Source organism: Paenibacillus swuensis, from assembly GCF_001644605.1.
Classification (GTDB): domain Bacteria; phylum Bacillota; class Bacilli; order Paenibacillales; family DY6; genus Paenibacillus_N; species Paenibacillus_N swuensis.
In genome coordinates this window covers 816,091-834,704 of sequence record NZ_CP011388.1, presented here as the reverse complement: position 1 = coordinate 834,704, position 18,614 = coordinate 816,091, and the positions used below count along the sequence as shown (strand labels likewise).

Below are 18,614 nucleotides of genomic sequence, written 5' to 3'. Positions count from 1 at the left end.
GGGACAACGATGATGTCCTCTGCTTTGGCGGTTTTTTGACTATTAAATTAAATATTTTTTTGAATAAAACACTTTATTAAATCATGCAATAGGTGTATATTGTATTTGAAAGCGCTAACAAACATGAATGGTAAAGGAGGAATTCGACGACAAGGCAGCACTATCGAATCTCATATTCTATGTAAAGGGTGATTTGTAATGAAGAAGGTGTATTTTGTAATTGTTAACATTTTATTGTACTTAAGTATTACGGCAGGTGCGGCTTACGCGGAAGATTACGGATATTATGATGAAACATATCGGGCCCAATACCATTTTTCTCCGGAAACCAGTTGGTTGAACGATCCGAATGGACTTGTTTACTACGCGGGTGGATACCACCTGTTTTATCAACATCAGCCAAACAGTAAAGACGGGGGCCCGCCTATCCAATGGGGACATGCGGTAAGTAAAGACCTCGTTCATTGGAACCATCTGCCGATTGCTCTTTATCCGGAAGGAGCTATGGAAATTCAGTCGGGGAGTGCTGTCATTGACTGGAATAACACCGCCGGATTTGGTCATGAGGCTATGATTGCCGTATTCTCTTATGGTAATCAAACGGTAGGGTTGGCGTACAGTACGGATAAAGGGCGTACGTGGACGAAGTATGCCGGTAACCCGGCCATTCCTAATCCGGGAGTATCCGATTTTCGCGATCCCAAAGTTTTCTGGAACAGCAACTCCAGCAAATGGAATATGGTTATAACAGCAGGAGATCGTATTAAAATTTATTCTTCAACTAATTTAAAAAATTGGACTTGGTCTAGCGACTTCGGTGCAGGACAAGGCAATCATGTAGGAACTTGGGAGTGTCCGGATTTGTTTCCTCTGCAAGTGGACGGTAACGGTGCGACGAAGTGGGTTATGGTGGTTAGTATCAACAGCAATAACAGCCAGACTCCCGCAGGCGGCTCGGGTTGGCAGTATTTCATAGGGGATTTCGACGGGACGACATTTACGAACAGCAACCCAGGCTCAACGGTATTGTGGGGCAACTACGGCGGAGATGATTATGCCGGTATCTCGTTCAGCGACACGCCTGACGGCAGACGTATCATTATCCCTTGGGAGAGCAACTGGAAATATGGTTGGGCGATTCCGGCAACAACCTGGAAAGGGATTACCGGTATTCCGAAGGAAATGAAGCTGGTTACATATCCGGAAGGAATCAGGTTACAGCAAACGCCGGTAGCGGAGATGGAAACGCTTCGCGGGAATCCGATGTCTTGGGGAAGCACTACAATTTCTCCAGGAAGCAACCTGTTGTCCGGACTTTCCGGGGATTCTTATGAAATTGTAGCTGAATTCCAAGTGAACACGACTTCGGCAAGCGAGTTCGGTTTCAAGGTTCGTAAAGGCGGAGGTCAGTATACAACCGTTGGATATGATAAGAACAACGCTCAGATGTTTGTGGACCGAACAAACTCCGGCAATGTTAATTTCCTGGCGAACAGCGGCTTTGCCGCTCGTCATAACGCGCCGCTGTCACCGGACGGAAGCGGAAAAGTGAAGTTGCGGATTTACGTAGACCGAGCTTCCGTTGACGTATTCGGTAATAACGGGAAGGAATTGATATCTGACCTTATTTTCCCGGATCGCAACAGCACAGGGCTGGAGCTCTACTCTACGGGGGCTAATGTCACCTTGAATTCGATGCAATTCTATCCCATGAACAAAGCTTGGGGGAAATCGCCTTTCGTCTCGAATCTCACGGGCTGGACAGCTCAGAATGGGGAGTGGGCGGATACGATGTATGGCAAGCAGGGACGGTCTGGTTCGGATACATTCAATCTGTCCTCCGTTCAGGGCGGCGATTTTACTTATGAAGCCGATGTAAGAATATCCAATGGAAATGCGGGCGCTTTGGTCTTTCGTTCCAATACTACCGGATCCAATGCGTACCTGGCGAATATCGACGTCGGGAATCAGAATATAAAGCTAATGAAGAACGTGAACGGTTCTTTATCGGTTCTGGCTCAATCTAATTTGGAATTGTTCAGGAATACGACCTACCATCTCAAGGTTGTGACATCCGGAGCGAATATTAAGGTTTACTTGGATAATACATTGATTCATGATGCTAACGATGGTTCATTCACGAGCGGATATTATGGCTTGAACGTAAGTAATGGAACGTCTGCGTTTCAGCATTTGTACATGAGTGGCAGCTTAACTAAAGAGGCTGAAGCTTCAGGCAACACGATTCTCTCCGGTGCCACCGTTGATAGTTGTTCAAGTTGTTCCGGCGGAAGCAAGGTAGGCAATATCGGCACGAACGGCGGGAGTCTGCAATTTAACGGTGTTGACGTGAATGCTGCAGGCACCTACTTATTAACGGTTTCTTACGCTTCAGCGGAAACAAGAACAGGCTACATGAGCATCAATGGAAGTACGGCCACACCGGTAGTTTTCGATTCCTCAGGAAGCTGGAATACAGTGAAGACAAAGACCGTCAAGGTGAATTTGAACGCGGGCAACAACACGATTAAGTTCAATAACACCAGTGGATATACGCCGGACTTTGACAAGATTACCGTAACGAAAGCAGTGGATATGTATGAGGCCGAGGATTCCGCTAATTCCATTCTCTCCAGTGCGACGATAGACAACTGTTCTGGTTGTTCCGGGGGCAAGAAGGTTGCGAATGTCGGCTCAGCCGGAGGAAGTCTGCAATTCAACGGTGTGAAGGTGAATTCGTCAGGTCAATATTTAATCACGTTGAATTATGCGGCAGGTGAGCCAAGAATGGCTTATATGAGCGTGAATGGAGGTTCTGCGGCTCTTATAGGCTTCGCAGGGACCGGAGGTTGGAATGATCTTGGATCGCGAACGGTCAAGGTATACCTGAACGAAGGCAATAATACGATCAAGTTTACCAACGGAGTAGGGTACACGCCTGATTTCGATAAATTGACAGTAACGAGAGCTATAAATCCTCTCGAAGCAGAAGACGTGAGTAATACTGTAATTCAAGGTGCGACTATTGATTCATGTTCAAGCTGTTCAGGTGGCAAGAAGGTCGGGAATATCGGCACCAACGGCGGTGTCCTTCGCTTCAACGGGGTGAATGCGGATTATAGCGGTAATTATACGTTAACGATCCATTACGCGGCAGCGGAAACAAGATCCGCATATATTAGCGTGAATGGGGCGAATCCACAACTAGTGAGCTTTGGCTCGACCGGTGGTTGGGGTGTGTTAGGAAATAAGTCCGTAACGGTTAACCTGATCGAGGGGAACAACACGATTCAATTTACGAATAATGCAGGGTACACACCTGATTTCGACAAAATTACCTGGTAATTAAAAGGCTGATTCTTACCGCCATTCAAGGGAGATAACAACTACGTTGCTCCTCTGCATGGCGGTTTTAATATTTAATTAAGTTTTATTGTTTTTATGTATTGATTAAATCAATTAATTCATTTATAGTAACAATATAAGAAAACGCATACATTGCATGGATCGAGGGGGACCACAGAATGACATTACTATTGGGGATTGATATCGGTACCTCAAGCGTTAAGGCCATGGTTATGCAGCCGGAAGGGAAAATAAGCGGTTTTTCTCAACTGGATTACGATATCAATATTCCTTCGGCTGGATACGCGGAACAGAATCCCGAATTATGGTGGGATTTAGTGTGCCGGACAATCTCAATAGCGATGCTGCAAGCCCATGCAGTTGGAGAAGATATCGCAGGGATTGGCTTTTCAGGTCAGATGCACGGGTTAGTTGCCCTGGATCAAGATGGAAACGTATTACGTCCCGCCATTATTTGGTGCGATCAAAGAACGATTAAACAGAAGGAATTCATAGAAACGACATTCACTCAGAAGCAATTAGGTACATTAGTACAAAACTCGGTCTCAACCGGTTTTCAGCTAGTATCGCTCATGTGGATTAAGGAAAATGAACCCGACATTTATAACCGCATAGATAAGGTCATTCTTCCTAAGGATTATGTGAGGTACCGGCTTACCGGAAGGATCGGCGTGGAGACAACGGATGTCTCCAGCACATCGGCATATAATGTGGCCAATCGTCATTGGTCCGGGGAGTTGCTGACTCAGGTTGGAATTGACCCCGCCCTGTTTCCTGAAGTTGGAGAGCCATGGGAATGGTTTGGTACAGTTTCGGATCAAGCTGCTTCAGAGACCGGACTAAAGCAGGGTACGCCGGTCGTATACGGCGGAGCCGATCAACCGATGCAAGCGATTGGTAACGGTATCATTCATCCCGGCACGGTTTCTTGCACGATAGGTACGGGTGGTCAACTGTTCACGCCTATCGATCAGCCCATCTATGATTCCAAGCTAAGAACGCATACGTACATACATGCCGTGCCTGATAAGTGGTATTTGCTGGGGGCAACGATGAGCGCGGGCTTGTCGTTGAAATGGCTGGCTACCCAGGTCCTGAACAATCAGGATTTTAATACGCTAACCGATAAAGCGAAGCTGGTACCTCCTGGAAGCGAACGGTTGTTGTTCTTGCCTTACCTGACAGGAGATCGCACACCCCATATGGACCCTTTTTCCAAAGGATTATTTTTTGGACTTACACTGAAACATCATGATGCTCATCTGATAAGGGCGGTAATGGAGGGCGTAGCTTATTCCCTTCGTGACGGGTTAGAGATATTTAAAGATCTGGGCGCTGATATGAAGAAAATTATTGTATCGGGTGGCGGAGCGAAGAGCCAGCTATGGAAACAGATACTGGCCGATATCCTGGATAGGGATGTGTATACAAGCGAGATGCGGGAGCAAGCGTGCGTAGGTGCCGCTATGATGGCGGGGATTGGAGTCAAGATTTATGACAACTTGGAACATGCTTGCGCAACTGTCGTGAAGATTAACGATATTCCGGTGAGCCCGAGGGATGAGAACAGGCAACTATATGAACATCAATATGCCATTTATCGCAAGCTATATGAAAACAACCGGGATTTATTCATCGAATTGGATACGGAGAAACTGCAGGATGGAGTGGTGAAGGTATGAGCAACTACAGTACAACGGAACCAGTCATCGTTCTTGTTCAAGGAGACCCCGCAATTTCATTCAACTGGGGTTCCGTTAAAGAGCTGACGCTTACCGCGCACATCCGTTCCGGTGTGCCGAGTGGTGAGTTATTAACCATTGAGAGCGGCAACCAACCAAGTCTGCGTATTTATTCAGGATTGACTGCGGGAACTGAAACGTTATCTTTGGTTGTTGAAATCCACATGGATTCAAACAAGGTTCCTCTCAACTTGTCAGCTCCGTGGAATGCCATTGGACCATCATGTCATGATGTCACCATTCGTTACGGAGGGTATTTCCTGGAGCTCTATATCGATGGAGTGCTCTTGGACGAAGAATGGCCGTTAGGCTCTGTGAGCTTGAACCAGGCTTCTGTATTGACATACGAAGGCGTGGAGAAAGCGGAGATACATAAAGCGGTAATTGACATGGAGCAGGACTCGGTCGATGCGGATACAGAGCGGATATATCTGGGCACGGAACCTACATCCATTCAGTATTGGAAGCCTAAGGGCTTCAACACGGGCGTCGGCGATTGCATGCCCTTCTATGACGAAGGTGTATATCATCTCTATTATTTGTTCGATCGCAGAGGTCATCGCAGCAAGTGGGGCGTCGGGGCGCATCAATGGGCGCATAGCTCGACAAAAGACTTCAAACATTGGCAACACCATCCTATGGCCGTTGGGATAACGCAAGAAGGGGAAGGCTCGATCTGTACGGGATCCGTATTTCGGGAAGAGGATCGATATTACGCATTCTACGCGGTAAGAGCAGTCGACGGTACTCCTGCGCGATTGACGTGGGCCATTAGTGAGGATGGAATCCATTTCACGAAGACAGAATCTTACATCGAAATATCCGATCGATATACGCTGGCGTCGATTCGCGATCCCCATGTTGTGAAAGACGATAGCGGAAACTACCATATGTTAATTACTACAAGCATCATTGAGGGAAGTCAGAAAAAGGGTTGTTTAGCGCATCTCGTTTCTACCGACCTTCAGGAATGGCAAGAAGTCGCACCGATGATCGTTCCCGGTTATAGTGACGAACCTGAATGTCCCGATTACTTTCAGTGGAATGGGTGGACGTATCTCATCTTCAGCAATAATGGGTTAGCCCGATACCGGTACTCTCGTAATCCGATGGGGCCTTGGCTAAGACCAGCCATGGATGTGTTGGATTGTGTACAGATGCGAGTTCCCAAGACGGCGCCTTTCGGTGAAGACAGACGTATTGCGGCGGGGTTCTTATCCTCACCTGACAAGTATGCGGGTGAATTAGTATTAAGGGAACTTGTGCAGCAAGCGGATGGTTCGCTGGGACTGAAGTTCGTACCGGAGTTGTTGGACACGGCCTTGGACAGTACAGAGTTGGAAACGTTTCAATTATGCGATTTTAACGGTTTTGAAGAACGACATGTCGGCATGATGGAGCAAGAATATGCAATAAATTTTGAAGTGAAAATTGGATATCCCAATATGTTCTTCGGATTTTCTATTGCGGATAACGACTCGTTCAACAACGGATATGACATTCGCTTCGAACCTTCTAACAGAAAGATTGGAATACACCGAATCGGCGCTCCGGCATTTCAAGAGAATGAAAGCGCTTCAATATATCAGTGGAATCCGCTTGAAAATCGGGTTTTCGTCGAAGCCATCGTGCTGGAAGGATGGATCGATTTGTGCATCGATGGTAACCGGACTCTAATCTCACGAATCGATAAGAAATACGAGGCTCTGCGGTTCTTTACTCAATTCGGTGATGCCTCATTTGAGAACATTCACATTTCACCGATGAATACATGCTTATAAGAATACAGCAGGAAGGAGTGCGATCATGAAGACAAATCATGCAGTTGTGCAGAAAAGCGAAATCAAATCCGGGGCGGATTTAAGGCAGCCAAGTCTATGGAAGCGTCTTGTGAAGCAGAAAGAATTGCAGTTGATGGTTATACCCGGAATCCTGTTTCTCATTGTATTTAAGTTTCTGCCGTCCTATGGTTTGCTGCTAGCCTTTAAGGAGTTTATCCCCGTTCAGGGAGTTTGGGCAAGTCCATGGGTCGGGTTGAAGCATTTCGAGGAATTATTCACCTCTTCACAATTTCATACCATTCTTTACAATACGGTAATGATTAGTTTATTAAAAATTGTCTTTACGTTTCCGCTTCCGATCTTATTTGCCCTTCTGCTGAATGAATTGCGGACACAGAGATTTCGTTCTTTCGTTCAGGGCATTTCCTATCTGCCCCATTTCGTTTCGTGGGTCATTGTCGGTGGTGTCATGGCGACATTGCTCGCCAAGGATGAGGGGGCTTTGAACAGCTTGTTACTTGCCAGCGGGTTAATCAGCGAGCCGATCTTGTTCCTGGGATCGCCCAATCTGTTCTGGCCGTTGCTAATCATATCGGAGAACTGGAAGGAAATGGGTTGGTCTGCCATCATCTACGTAGCCGCCATTACAGGAGTAGATCCGGAGCTCTATGAAGCATCCAAGATGGACGGCGCTAACCGGCTTCAGCAGATGTGGTACGTTACACTTCCCTGCATTATCGCGACGATTGTTATTATGTTTATCCTGCGGATCGGCTCCATCCTTGACGCCGGGTTTGATCAGATTCTGGTCCTGCGCAACCCGTTGGTGAGTGATGTGGCCAACATTATCGACACCTACGTGCTGGATGTAGGGTTGAAGTTCGGAAGGTTCTCTTTTGCAACGGCGGCAGGATTGTTTAAGAGCGTTATCGGTTTCGTTCTAATCATTCTGGCTAACCGTTTCGCTAAACGTCACAGCATGGGGATATGGTAGAGGAAGGAGGCTCCTATGAGAACTAAATTCAGTTTGTTTAACAGCCTTAACATTACGCTCATGGTTATGATCTGCGTTGTTACCATCTACCCGTTCCTCAATACGTTAGCCATTTCATTAAATGACGGAGCTGATGCGAACCGAGGCGGAATTTACCTCTGGCCAAGATTGTTCTCGACACAGAGTTATGAAGTTATTTTTAAAGATGACAAAATCATCCAAGCCCTCATCGTTACAGTAAGCCGTACTGCGCTAGGTATTCTGACCACCGTATTCTGTACTGCGATCTTTGCCTATGGTCTATCCAAGAAAATGCTGATTGGGCGTAAGTACTACTTGCTCATCTGTGTCATCGGACTTATTTTCAACGGCGGTTTGATTCCCACTTACCTTCTATATAAAGATCTGCATTTGCTGGATACATTTGCTGTGTATATCATTCCTGGTTTGATTAACATCTGGTACATGCTTTTAATGAAAACGTTCTTTGAGCAAATTCCTGCGGAGCTTGAAGAAGCGGCGAAAATCGACGGCTGCGGTACATGGAGATTGTTGTTTACCATCATCTTTCCACTGTCGATGCCTATCATCGCCTCCATCTGTATTTTTGTCGGTGTGGATCAATGGAATTCATGGTTTGATGCTTATGTATTTACTTATAATGAAAACCTTCAACCGATTCAGACCTATCTATTTAAAATCATCGCCTTGAATCAGACGCCTGCACAGGATGCTATGGCATCCCAGATGTTAGAACGGGCAAGAACTACCGGCCGAACCTTGAGTGCGGCGGCGGTTATTGTCACGACACTACCGATCATGTTTATCTATTTCCTGTTCCAGAAGCACTTCACCAAAGGGGTTATGGTTGGGGCGCTCAAAGGATAAGAGAACAGTAACAAGTTTACCTTCCAATTAGGTTGGTAGATTAAATATATAACACAATAAGAGAGGTGCGTTGGGGATGAATTTAAAAAAAGGAATGCTGGCTTCATTAAACGTCATCATGATTGCAGCTTTAATTACAGCATGTTCAGGTGGCAATAACACGGAAAGTACAGGGGGCAACACAGGTAATTCCGGTAATAAAAGTAATAAAGGCAATGGCGAAAAAAGCGGTGAGGTTGTAACTGTTAACGCGATGTGGATGTATGACTGGTTTAAAGAAAAGAAATGGGGAGTAGATCCGGTTACCAAGAAGCTTACAGAAGAAACCGGGGTTCAATTAAAGTTTTCAGGTCCAGGCGGAAATGGGGAAGAGAAAGCCAACGTAATGCTCGTATCCGGCGACTACCCTGAAGTGATGTGGATGGATCGCGGACCAATTTGGGATAAGTATGTCAGTTCCGGGGCGTTATATGCGATTGATGAGTTGGCCAAAGAATATGGATTTAACGATCTTGTGGGTAAATACATCCCTCAGCATGTCGTAGACAGTCTGAAGCACCCTGACGGCCATTTGTATGGAATTCCGAACTGGTTCAATGACAAAGGGGAATTTGCTTTAGGTAAGAGTGTTATGGTAAGAAATGATATCTATGAGCAGATGGGTTCTCCTGAGATCAAAACGATACAGGATTTGGAAAGTTATCTGTACAAGGTTCGTGATTCCAAGCCTACCTTCAATGGAGTGAAAGTGTATCCGCTCGGCCTGGATTATAATCTTGACTTCATGATTGAAACGCCTAACTTGTGGGGCAGCAAGAACAAGGAGTTCCGATATTACGACGAAGCAAACAAACAGGTTAAATTCTGGATGTATAACGATAGCACAAAGGAATATCTTCGTTGGTTAAACAAGATGTTCCTTGAGAAAATGATCGATCCAGAGAATTTCTCTAACAATGACGAGAAGCGGAACGAAGCCTACAACAAGGGTAAATGGGCTACATCCTTCAGCTACGTTTGGGATTATTGGGGCCCGAATGTTGTATTGAAGAAAGCGGATCCGAAAGTATTCTACAAGGCTATTCCGGCTCCGGCAGGTAAAGAAGGCGTTACTCCGTATTTCCAAGGATACGGCACAGTAGGTTGGAACGTGTCTGTCATTACGAAGAACGCTAAAAATCCAGAAGCCATTATCCGTTTCTTCAATCATTACATGAGTCCGGAAGGCCAGATTGCGAGCTTCTACGGCATCGAAGGCGAAACATATGATATGAAAGACGGCGTACCTATGCTTAAAGATGGTGTGTACGATGAGAAGATGAAAGATTGGGAAGCTTACGGTTTGAAAACGGGTATTCGCCATCTCGACATGAACCAGAACCAGAAGTATAACTGGGAAGGCGTGAGTGAATCCCCGGATCGTAAAGCGGATCGTCAGATTGCTGAAGCGGCAGGCTTTGACGGGACGGCTCTCGGCATCTTGAGCATCGATCCGACAACGCCAGAAGGCATTGCATGGGCTAACATTAAATCGGGCCTATTACCGGACATCACTAAGATTATTATGGCTAAGAGTCCGGAAGAAGTCGACACTCGCTTAGCTGAAACGCTTAAGAAATATGAAGGTATGGGCCTTAAAGGTGTAGAGGAAGCGTGGACGAAGCAATATGACGAGCGTCAGGCAGCGAAATAAATATTCATAGTTAGAAGAGGAGAGATGTCTCGGTATGGCTAAATTCGTCTTTATCGGTGCAGGAAGTCTGGTGTTCACCAAGAATTTAGTTCGCGACCTGCTTACGTTTCCGGCCTTTGTGGACTGCACGATTACGTTATTAGACATCGACAAAGATCGTCTAGCCTATGCGAAGCAGACCGTGGACAATATCATTGCCGCGGGTCAATATCCGGCCAAGGTCGAAGCCACAACGGATCGAGTTGAAGCGCTGAAAGGCGCCAATGGGGTTATATGCACGCTTCTTGCACATGATGTGGATGTTTGGCGGACAGATTTGGAGATTCCGATGGAGTACGGCGTAAATATTAACATTGGTGACACCAGAGGACCGGCGGGCATCTTCCGTTTCCTGCGAACCGTACCTGTGATGCTGGAGATTTGCCGTGATATTGAACGGTATTGTCCGGACGCCGTGTTCCTCAACTACACCAATCCGATGGCTATGTTATGCCGTGTCATGCAAAGCGAAACGAATGTAAAGGTAACGGGTTTGTGCCACAGTGTACAGGGTACCGCTGAAATGTTGGCGGGATGGATCGGAGCTCCGATGGGGGAAATCACGTATCGATGTGCTGGTATCAACCATCAGGCCTTCTACCTGGATTTCAAGTGGAACGGTAAGGACGCGTATCCGTTAATCCGCGAAGCGGTTGTCAATCGACCGGAGATTTACAATGAGGAACAAGTAAGGAATGAGATGTACCTGCACCTGGATTATTATGTGACGGAATCGAGCGGGCATAACTCCGAGTATAATGCCTGGTTCCGGAAACGTCCGGACCTTATCGAGAAATACTGTACGCACGGCACAGGCTGGAATCCGGGTTTATACGCGCCCGGTCTTCAGCATCGTGACAATCCCGCGCTTGATTGGAATAAACAACTTGAGGAATGGCGCGATAGCCCGATTGAATTGAAGCGAGGAAATGAGTACGCTTCCTACATTTTCAACGCCGTGTTCGGAGATCAGACCTTGTTCGAATTTAACGGGAACGTCCGAAACTTCGGATTAATTAACAACTTGCCGGAAGGATGTTGTGTGGAGGTGCCCGTCCTGGCCTCTAAGCGCGGATTAAGCCCGATGCACGTGGGGCCGCTCCCCGATCAGTTGGCATTGCTTGTGAATACCAGCGCAAGAATAGAGGAACTGGCTATCGAGGGCGCATTAACCGGAGATCGCAGAAAGGTCTTCCAAGCCATCTGCTTTGACCCGTTGACCTCTGCGGTTCTTAGCCTGGAAGAGATCAAGTCGATGGTTGATCGCATGTTTGAAGCCAATAAAGCTTATCTCCCGCAATTCGCATAAACTAGTATGTAAAGAACACCATAAAGAACCGGTCATCCTTCGATGGCCGGTTCTTTACTATTAATATGAACATGAACAGGTGTATATATGCTAAAATTGATAGATATGACTAATATAAACAGTTTTTAATATAGGAAGGGTAATGAGCAATGTTCACCAATATAAGAAACGGAATACGTACCAAGATACTGCTCAGTAATCTGATCAGCCTTATTTTTATAATCATAGCTATGATCATTATTAATAATCAAATCTCTCATCTTAAAAATGAGCAGAATTACATTATCTCTCATGATATTGAAGTCCATAACCTGACCTATCAAATTGAAAAACAGCTGTTGGATATGGAGACAGGACAACGGGGGTATGTAATCACAGGCGCAACCAACTACCTTGAACCTTACAATAGCGGAAGAGCGACATGGAAAGAGTATTACAATGATTTATATACCCTCATTTCGGATAATCCGAATCAAAAGCAGAAGCTTAGTGAAATTAAAAGCAATATAGAAAGCTGGATTAACGTCTCCGGGGAGCCGGTCATTCTGCTCAAGCAACAAAATAAAATGGATGAGATTCTGGCTTATTTTGATACCGGTAAAGGAAAGATGAAAGTAGATGAGGTTCGTACTCAGTTCAAAATATTTCGGGATACGGAGTTGGAACTGACGGAACAAAGAGCCGATCGGCTAAACACACAGAACCGGGCGCTTGAAGCGGGCATTTACATTTTATTAGCATTGGTCTGCGGAATTTCCATAGGCTCCGCGTTATTCATCTCCAATACGATCACAAAAACGATTAGAGATGTCATCCAATCCATTCGTGACATCACTTCGGCGGGAGGCAATCTAAGCCATCGCATCCAGATCCGAACCCGCGATGAAGTGGGTGAATTGGGCGACGCCATGAATGTTCTCCTGGAAACAACGGAACAACAAAGTCAACTAAAAACCAATATTGCTGAAATCATCGGAATGTTTCAGGGCATGACGGACGTGAAGCTTCTGGGGCAGTCTTTTCTGAATACGGTCGCACCTATGATGAGCGCTTCTTACGGGGTCTTGTATTTACGCTGCCGGAAGGGGAACGGGGAACAGTATTTGAAAGTAGCCTCTTACGCCACGAATCTGGATGATATCGGGTTAAAGACGGTTCGCATCGGTGAAGGCTTGGTAGGTCAGAGCATTATGAATAAACAAGTCATGGAGTTGAATGACATTCCCGAGGGGTATGTACGGATTGCATCCGCTCTTGGCCAGGCGGAACCCAAGCATCTGATCATCGTTCCCGTGGAATTTGAGGGCAGCGTTATTGCGGCCGTCGAATTAGCGACGTTCGGCACGTTCATCGCGACGGACCGCCAACTGCTCTTGGACGTATCGCATTCCTTAGGTACTGCACTGGACAGCGTGGAAACCCGTATGGAAATTGAACGGTTACTTGAAGAGTCCCAAGTGATGACCGAAGAGTTGCAAGTGCAAACTGAGGAACTACAAGTGCAAGCTGAAGAAATGGAAAGACAGCAAGAGGTGCTGCAGCATACGAACAATGAATTAGAGAAACAGAATGAAGTGAACGAGAATAAATCAAGAGAATTGGAGATTACTCGTGTTGAAATGGAAGAATATACGAAAAAACTTCAAGAGATCTCAACTTATAAATCTAATTTTTTGGCGAACATGTCCCATGAACTTCGGACGCCTCTCAACAGTATGCTCGTGTTATCGCAACTTCTGGCAGAGAACAGAAACGGCACATTAACCGTGAATGAACAGGAATATGCCAGAGTGGTCAATTCGGCCGGGAACGACTTGCTGGTGTTAATTAATGATGTATTGGATTTGTCCAAGGTGGAAGCCGGGAAAATTGATATCGTTACCGAAATCACGAATGTAACCGAAATTCCGATCATGATGAGACATCAATTTCTTCCGTTGGCGGAGCAGAAGGGGATCGAATTTCATGTCGAGATGAGCCCGGATGTCCCGGATGTCATTTGGACGGATGAGCAAAGACTATACCAGATTATTCGAAATTTACTCTCTAACGCGTTCAAATTTACCAGTGAAGGACAGGTTACGCTGTCCATCAGCATGCTGGATGACGAAGACTACAACCGATATGGCCTAGTAAAGATTAAGGGAAGCGTGGTGGCTATCTCTGTAAAGGATACCGGGATAGGAATCCCGCATGATAAACTAGACCTCATCTTTGAAGCATTCCAGCAGGTAGACGGAGCAACCAGCCGTAAGTACGGGGGAACCGGATTGGGATTATCTATATCTCGTGAATTTGCCCATTTGTTAGGCGGCGTTATCGTTGTGGAGAGTGAAGAAAGGGTGGGAAGCACGTTCACGTTCTTACTGCAGTTGAAAGATGAAGATTCGCATCAACTGGAGCCCTTGAAGTTACATTCGGAGTCAGCGGCAGCGGCTGAACTGGTGACATTCTCCTCTTCCGTAATCGCGAAGAACGAGCCGCGCCTCACGGAAGGCGAACAATCCAAAGATAAAACGCAATTCCCGGATGAGGATCTGTTATTCAAAAATAAGCGAGTTCTGATTGTGGATGATGATATTCGAAATACCTTTGCGTTGACTGTAGCTTTGGAGCAGGCAGGTCTAGATATTACGGTCGCGGATAACGGGCAGGAATGTATGGAGATTTTACAGCGGGAACCATCGTTCGACATCATCTTAATGGATATTATGATGCCGGTCATGGATGGATATGAGACGATGAGAAACATCCGGAAATTACCCGAATTTGAAGGGGTTCCGGTCATCGCGCTCACCGCGAAAGCCATGAAGTACGACAGGGAGAAATGCCTGGCCGCCGGCGCTTCCGATTATATCAGCAAACCGTTGAACATGGATCAACTGTTCTCGCTCATGCGGGTGTGGTTGACGAGTTAAATGCGTCAAAATGAATAAAGGCTCTGGCGCAATCGCGTCAGAGCCTTTGTTTATCTTATTCCACATCCAATTCCGGCAAAGCCCACACCGACACGCTTCCGCCGTTAACCGGAAATGTCGCAAAACCGTCTTCTTCGATGGTGATATGTTCTTCACGGGTATTGGTCAAATCCACCCACACTTCGCCGGCCCGATCCGCGCTGATGAACATGCGCTTTTCCCCGTCATCCCCGTTGGAAATCACGACCGCGCAGCCGGATCGCTCGATTTCTGCCACGCCTCTGCGGACCCATCCAATCGTGTTGGCATGGTCGAAGTAGTCTTCCTGATCGCCGTACGCCTTGTTCTGACGCGCGTATAGCAGCGGATCAATCGCGATCTTCTTGCTTTCAATCGGCGTTTCGCCCCCGATGCCGAAGTAATCGCCATAGAATACGCAAGGATATCCTTCCTGACGCAGCAGAATCAGAGCATAGGCGCTCTGTTTAAACGCGTCGCCTACCCAAGATTCCAACGCTTCGCCCGGTTGCGAATCGTGATTATCCACGAACGTGACCGCTTGCATCGGATGGCTTTGCGCCAGGCTGCCGTCGAATATTTTGGTCAAATCATAATCTCTTCCGGCTAACGATGCATTCTGCAGATTGTAATGAAGCACGACATCGAACAAGCTGATCTTGTGCTCGATCGTTTCCAGAAACTCCTGACACGCCCCAGGATCGGAATTCCAGAACTCCCCGACAATGAAGAACTCATCACCGCGTTCCTGAATGATCTGTTCGGCAAAATATTTCACGAAATCATAATCAATATGCTTAATCGCATCCAGACGGAAGCCGTTGCATTTCAGGGTCTCGGCGAGCCATTTGCCCCATGTAACCATTTCCTCTGTGACTGCGGGGTGATTGTAGTCAATGTTGGCGTACATTAAATAGTCATAGTTGCCGAAGGCGTCATCCACGTTCTCATTCCACTTTTTGTTCTCTCCGAAGATTCGAAATACCCCCGTGCGATTTTCCTTCGCATCAAAGTCCGTACCGTTGAAATGTTCGAAATTCCACTTAAAGGCGGAATACTGATCTCCCCGGCCCGGAAAAGTGAACTTGGTCCAAGCTTCAATGTCGAAGGGCTCCGATTTCTCTTCGGTCCGGTTGTTCTCATCCACTTCAATCACTTTAATCAGTTCCGTTTCATCCGCGCCGGCTTTATGGTTCATGACCAAATCCACATAAACCATGATCCCTTGCTCGTGGCAGGCGTCAATGGCTTCATGCAGCTCCTGTTTGGTGCCGTATTTCGTGCGTACCGATCCTTTTTGATCAAATTCGCCGAGGTCGTACAGGTCATACACGCTGTATCCCGTATCTTCCGATGATGTGCTCTTCGTGACCGGCGGAATCCACACCGAATCAATCCCGCGCTGCTTCAGTTCTGGCGCCATTTCTTTCAATCGTTTCCACTGTGCCCCGTCGTTATCTAAATGCCACTCAAAAAATTGCATCATCGTATGATTTCGTTCCATCTTCAATCTCCTTCAAGTTCAGGTTTTTCGAGGGACATAGCTGTCGTCATTAAACACTCTCCTGAGAATTACCATAAATACAGGGTTTTGAAACTAGGTCACCCGAAAAAGGGATACCTAAAGCGAAAAACGATGCCTACCGTCCCGGCTTAGGAGTCTATATAATTTTAAATGTAAACACTTTCATGGTATGAAGGGAGGGTTACCCTATCCAAAGCATTTCACAATGCTCCATCATTCTATGTATTTAGAGGAGGAAGGTTTATGTTGGTGAAAGATTCATTTCGACGGGTTCTGGCAATTGGTTTATCCCTATGCTTCATTATGTATGCGTTTACAGGCTTGTCCGGACGCGCGAATGCGGCTCAGCCTCCGGTCAATTCGGATGCTACCCAGGCTTCGAGGGATCTTTTGCAATACTTGTATAACACTTCGGGTAACCATATTCTGTCCGGTCAGTTCAACTACATTGAAGATCCGAGCGGATGGTCTAATCAGGTGCAAAATATAACCGGAAAACGCCCCGCCCTATGGGGAAGCGATTTCGCATGGGAGGAAATTAAGCACCAGCGCCAAGGAATGGTGAACGCGGCGATCGCGGAACATCAAGCGGGTTCCATCGTGACGCTCAGCTGGCATCAGCAAAAGCCGAATGATCCGGATAACGCGGGCTGGGGCAGCGTTCAGGGATGGTACACGGAGCAAGAGATGACCGAGCTGGTTACGCCGGGCACGACGCTGTACAATCAATGGCTTGCCAAGGCGGATGAAATTGCCGGCTATTTGCAGCAATTGGAGGATGCCGGTGTGCCTGTTCTGTGGCGGCCTTACCATGAGAACAATGCCGGATGGTTCTGGTGGGGCGGCCGACAGGCGCAGTTCAAGCAGCTGTGGATGAATATGTATGACCGCTACACGAACCATCACGGCCTGGATAATCTCATCTGGGTATGGTCGGCGAACGCCAACAATGACTGGGCTGAGCCGTTGGCCGGTTTCTATCCGGGTCATGACTATGTGGACGTGGTCGGTCAGGATATTTATGACGGCTTCCAGCAAGCGTATTATGATGAACTGTTGGCTGTAGGGAATGGGAAGCCGATGGCGATTACGGAGAACGGCAAGGTGCCGGGTTCGGCGACGTTCAGCAGCCAGCCGTTGTATGCGTTCCATATGGTATGGGGAAGTCATCTGACGTCGGAGAACACGAACGGGGAAATTCAAAGCTCCTACAACGATCCTTACGTGTTCACCAGGGATGAAGTGAATATTGTACCGGGTTCCGGAGGCACCGGCGGTGGCGGCGATATTGTAGTGGACGACGCGGTGACGGGTACGGGCAACAATCAGTTCAATTATGTTGGAACGTGGCAGACCTCCTCCGATGCTTCGCATCATAACGGGGGTGACCATTATTCGGCAACGACGAACAGTTATTATGATGTCGACTTTCAAGGTACGCAAGTTAAGGTGTACGGAACGAAAGATGCGCACCACGGGATAGCGGCCGTATCGATTGACGGCGGAGCAGAGACGATGGTAGATCTGTACAGTGCGTCTCGTAACCCAAATACGATACTTTGGACCAGTCCGGTCTTGTCGGCGGGGAACCACACGGTTAAAGTGCGGGTCACCGGGACCAAGAATGCGAGCTCCGCTTGGAACGTTGTCACGGCGGATCGGATCGTCGTAACGCCGGCATCGACTGTGCTGAATGACGCGACCGTTGGGACCGGATTGAATCAGTTCGAGTACTCGGGCACATGGAGCACAAGCACCGGCGGCGGCAAGTATCAGGGCAACGATCACTATTCCGCTACAACAGGGAGCTTCTACCAAGTCGATTTCAACGGGAAGCAAGTGAAAATCTATGGTACGAAGGACGCTCATCACGGCATCGCGGGGGTGTCCATCGACGGCGGAGCCGAGGTGCAGGCGGATTTCTACGGCGCATCGCGCGTTGATAATACACTGGTATGGACCAGCCCGGTGCTGTCATCGGGCAATCACACCGTCAAGGTGCGGGTGACCGGCACGAAGAACGCGAGTTCCACCTGGAACGTCATCACGGCCGATCGCGTGGAAGTGGTGCACTAATGGCACCAATGAAGCGTTGGGAGCGGGTAAGGTGGGTATGAGCGTGCGAAGCATGAGAACGTGGCGTGAGATGCGTGAAAGAGTATGAGCTAGATAGTTTAAGTGAATTAGCTTGAGTTAATTAGCACGAGCTAGATAGTATTGATTTGTGAGAGTATGCGAGCATGGGCTTTTGGCCTGTGCTCTTTTTTGGCTGGGCTGGAGGCTAACGAACCCAGGTAACGCTAAATGGGCTAAATATGCTGCTTCAGAAATGTAACGAATC

General features: G+C 47.3%; 10 protein-coding genes. 9 read left to right on the top strand and 1 reads right to left on the bottom strand.

The features are described 5' to 3' along the window. The first annotated feature begins 198 nt into the window (after window positions 1-198). The 8 genes from SY83_RS23610 to SY83_RS03510 all read left to right on the top strand — a co-directional run bounded on the left by SY83_RS23610 (window position 199) and on the right by SY83_RS03510 (window position 14,730). Window positions 199-3,345 (top strand): GH32 C-terminal domain-containing protein, encoded by a 3,147-nt coding sequence (locus SY83_RS23610; RefSeq protein ID WP_068604305.1) that lies wholly within the window; start codon window positions 199-201, stop codon window positions 3,343-3,345. Window positions 3,346-3,524: 179 nt separating this feature from the next. Then, a complete protein-coding gene (gene xylB, locus SY83_RS03540) occupies window positions 3,525-5,048 on the top strand; it encodes a xylulokinase (RefSeq protein WP_068604303.1) in 1,524 nt (507 codons plus the stop codon). Beyond that, a complete protein-coding gene (locus SY83_RS03535; RefSeq protein WP_068604301.1) occupies window positions 5,045-6,889 on the top strand; it encodes a glycoside hydrolase family protein in 1,845 nt (614 codons plus the stop codon). The genes xylB and SY83_RS03535 overlap by 4 nt, the downstream gene beginning before the upstream one ends. Before the next feature lie 25 nt (window positions 6,890-6,914). Beyond that, window positions 6,915-7,883 (top strand): ABC transporter permease, encoded by a 969-nt coding sequence (locus SY83_RS03530; RefSeq protein ID WP_068604299.1) that lies wholly within the window; start codon window positions 6,915-6,917, stop codon window positions 7,881-7,883. 15 nt (window positions 7,884-7,898) lie between these two features. After that, window positions 7,899-8,771 (top strand): carbohydrate ABC transporter permease, encoded by an 873-nt coding sequence (locus SY83_RS03525; protein ID WP_068604297.1) that lies wholly within the window; start codon window positions 7,899-7,901, stop codon window positions 8,769-8,771. Window positions 8,772-8,847: 76 nt separating this feature from the next. After that, window positions 8,848-10,464: a type 2 periplasmic-binding domain-containing protein gene (locus tag SY83_RS03520; RefSeq protein WP_068604296.1), complete on the top strand. Its 1,617-nt coding sequence runs from the start codon at window positions 8,848-8,850 to the stop codon at window positions 10,462-10,464. 34 nt (window positions 10,465-10,498) lie between these two features. Then, window positions 10,499-11,812 (top strand): alpha-galactosidase, encoded by a 1,314-nt coding sequence (melA, locus tag SY83_RS03515; RefSeq protein ID WP_068604294.1) that lies wholly within the window; start codon window positions 10,499-10,501, stop codon window positions 11,810-11,812. Window positions 11,813-12,042: 230 nt separating this feature from the next. Beyond that, on the top strand, window positions 12,043-14,730 hold the full coding sequence (locus SY83_RS03510) for a CHASE3 domain-containing protein (RefSeq protein ID WP_197479957.1): 2,688 nt from the start codon (window positions 12,043-12,045) through the stop codon (window positions 14,728-14,730). Window positions 14,731-14,785: 55 nt separating this feature from the next. Here SY83_RS03510 and SY83_RS03505 read toward each other — a convergent pair whose 3' ends face one another. Next, complete coding sequence (locus SY83_RS03505) at window positions 14,786-16,252, bottom strand: alpha-amylase (RefSeq protein ID WP_068604289.1); 1,467 nt, start codon at window positions 16,250-16,252, stop codon at window positions 14,786-14,788. Between the two features lie 264 nt (window positions 16,253-16,516). Between SY83_RS03505 and SY83_RS03500 the strand changes: the two genes are divergently transcribed. Beyond that, window positions 16,517-18,349, top strand: coding sequence for a glycosyl hydrolase (locus SY83_RS03500; protein ID WP_068604287.1), 1,833 nt, complete (start codon window positions 16,517-16,519; stop codon window positions 18,347-18,349). Window positions 18,350-18,614: the final 265 nt, after the last annotated feature.

What these genes read in the sequence shown, in the direction of transcription:
- SY83_RS23610 (WP_068604305.1), top strand. Translation starts at nt 199, where the DNA reads ATGAAGAAGGTGTATTTTGTAATTGTTAACATTTTATTGTACTTAAGT.
- xylB (WP_068604303.1), top strand. Translation starts at nt 3,525, where the DNA reads ATGACATTACTATTGGGGATTGATATCGGTACCTCAAGCGTTAAGGCC.
- SY83_RS03535 (WP_068604301.1), top strand. Translation starts at nt 5,045, where the DNA reads ATGAGCAACTACAGTACAACGGAACCAGTCATCGTTCTTGTTCAAGGA.
- SY83_RS03530 (WP_068604299.1), top strand. Translation starts at nt 6,915, where the DNA reads ATGAAGACAAATCATGCAGTTGTGCAGAAAAGCGAAATCAAATCCGGG.
- SY83_RS03525 (WP_068604297.1), top strand. Translation starts at nt 7,899, where the DNA reads ATGAGAACTAAATTCAGTTTGTTTAACAGCCTTAACATTACGCTCATG.
- SY83_RS03520 (WP_068604296.1), top strand. Translation starts at nt 8,848, where the DNA reads ATGAATTTAAAAAAAGGAATGCTGGCTTCATTAAACGTCATCATGATT.
- melA (WP_068604294.1), top strand. Translation starts at nt 10,499, where the DNA reads ATGGCTAAATTCGTCTTTATCGGTGCAGGAAGTCTGGTGTTCACCAAG.
- SY83_RS03510 (WP_197479957.1), top strand. Translation starts at nt 12,043, where the DNA reads ATGATCATTATTAATAATCAAATCTCTCATCTTAAAAATGAGCAGAAT.
- SY83_RS03505 (WP_068604289.1), bottom strand. Translation starts at nt 16,252, where the DNA reads ATGGAACGAAATCATACGATGATGCAATTTTTTGAGTGGCATTTAGAT.
- SY83_RS03500 (WP_068604287.1), top strand. Translation starts at nt 16,517, where the DNA reads ATGTTGGTGAAAGATTCATTTCGACGGGTTCTGGCAATTGGTTTATCC.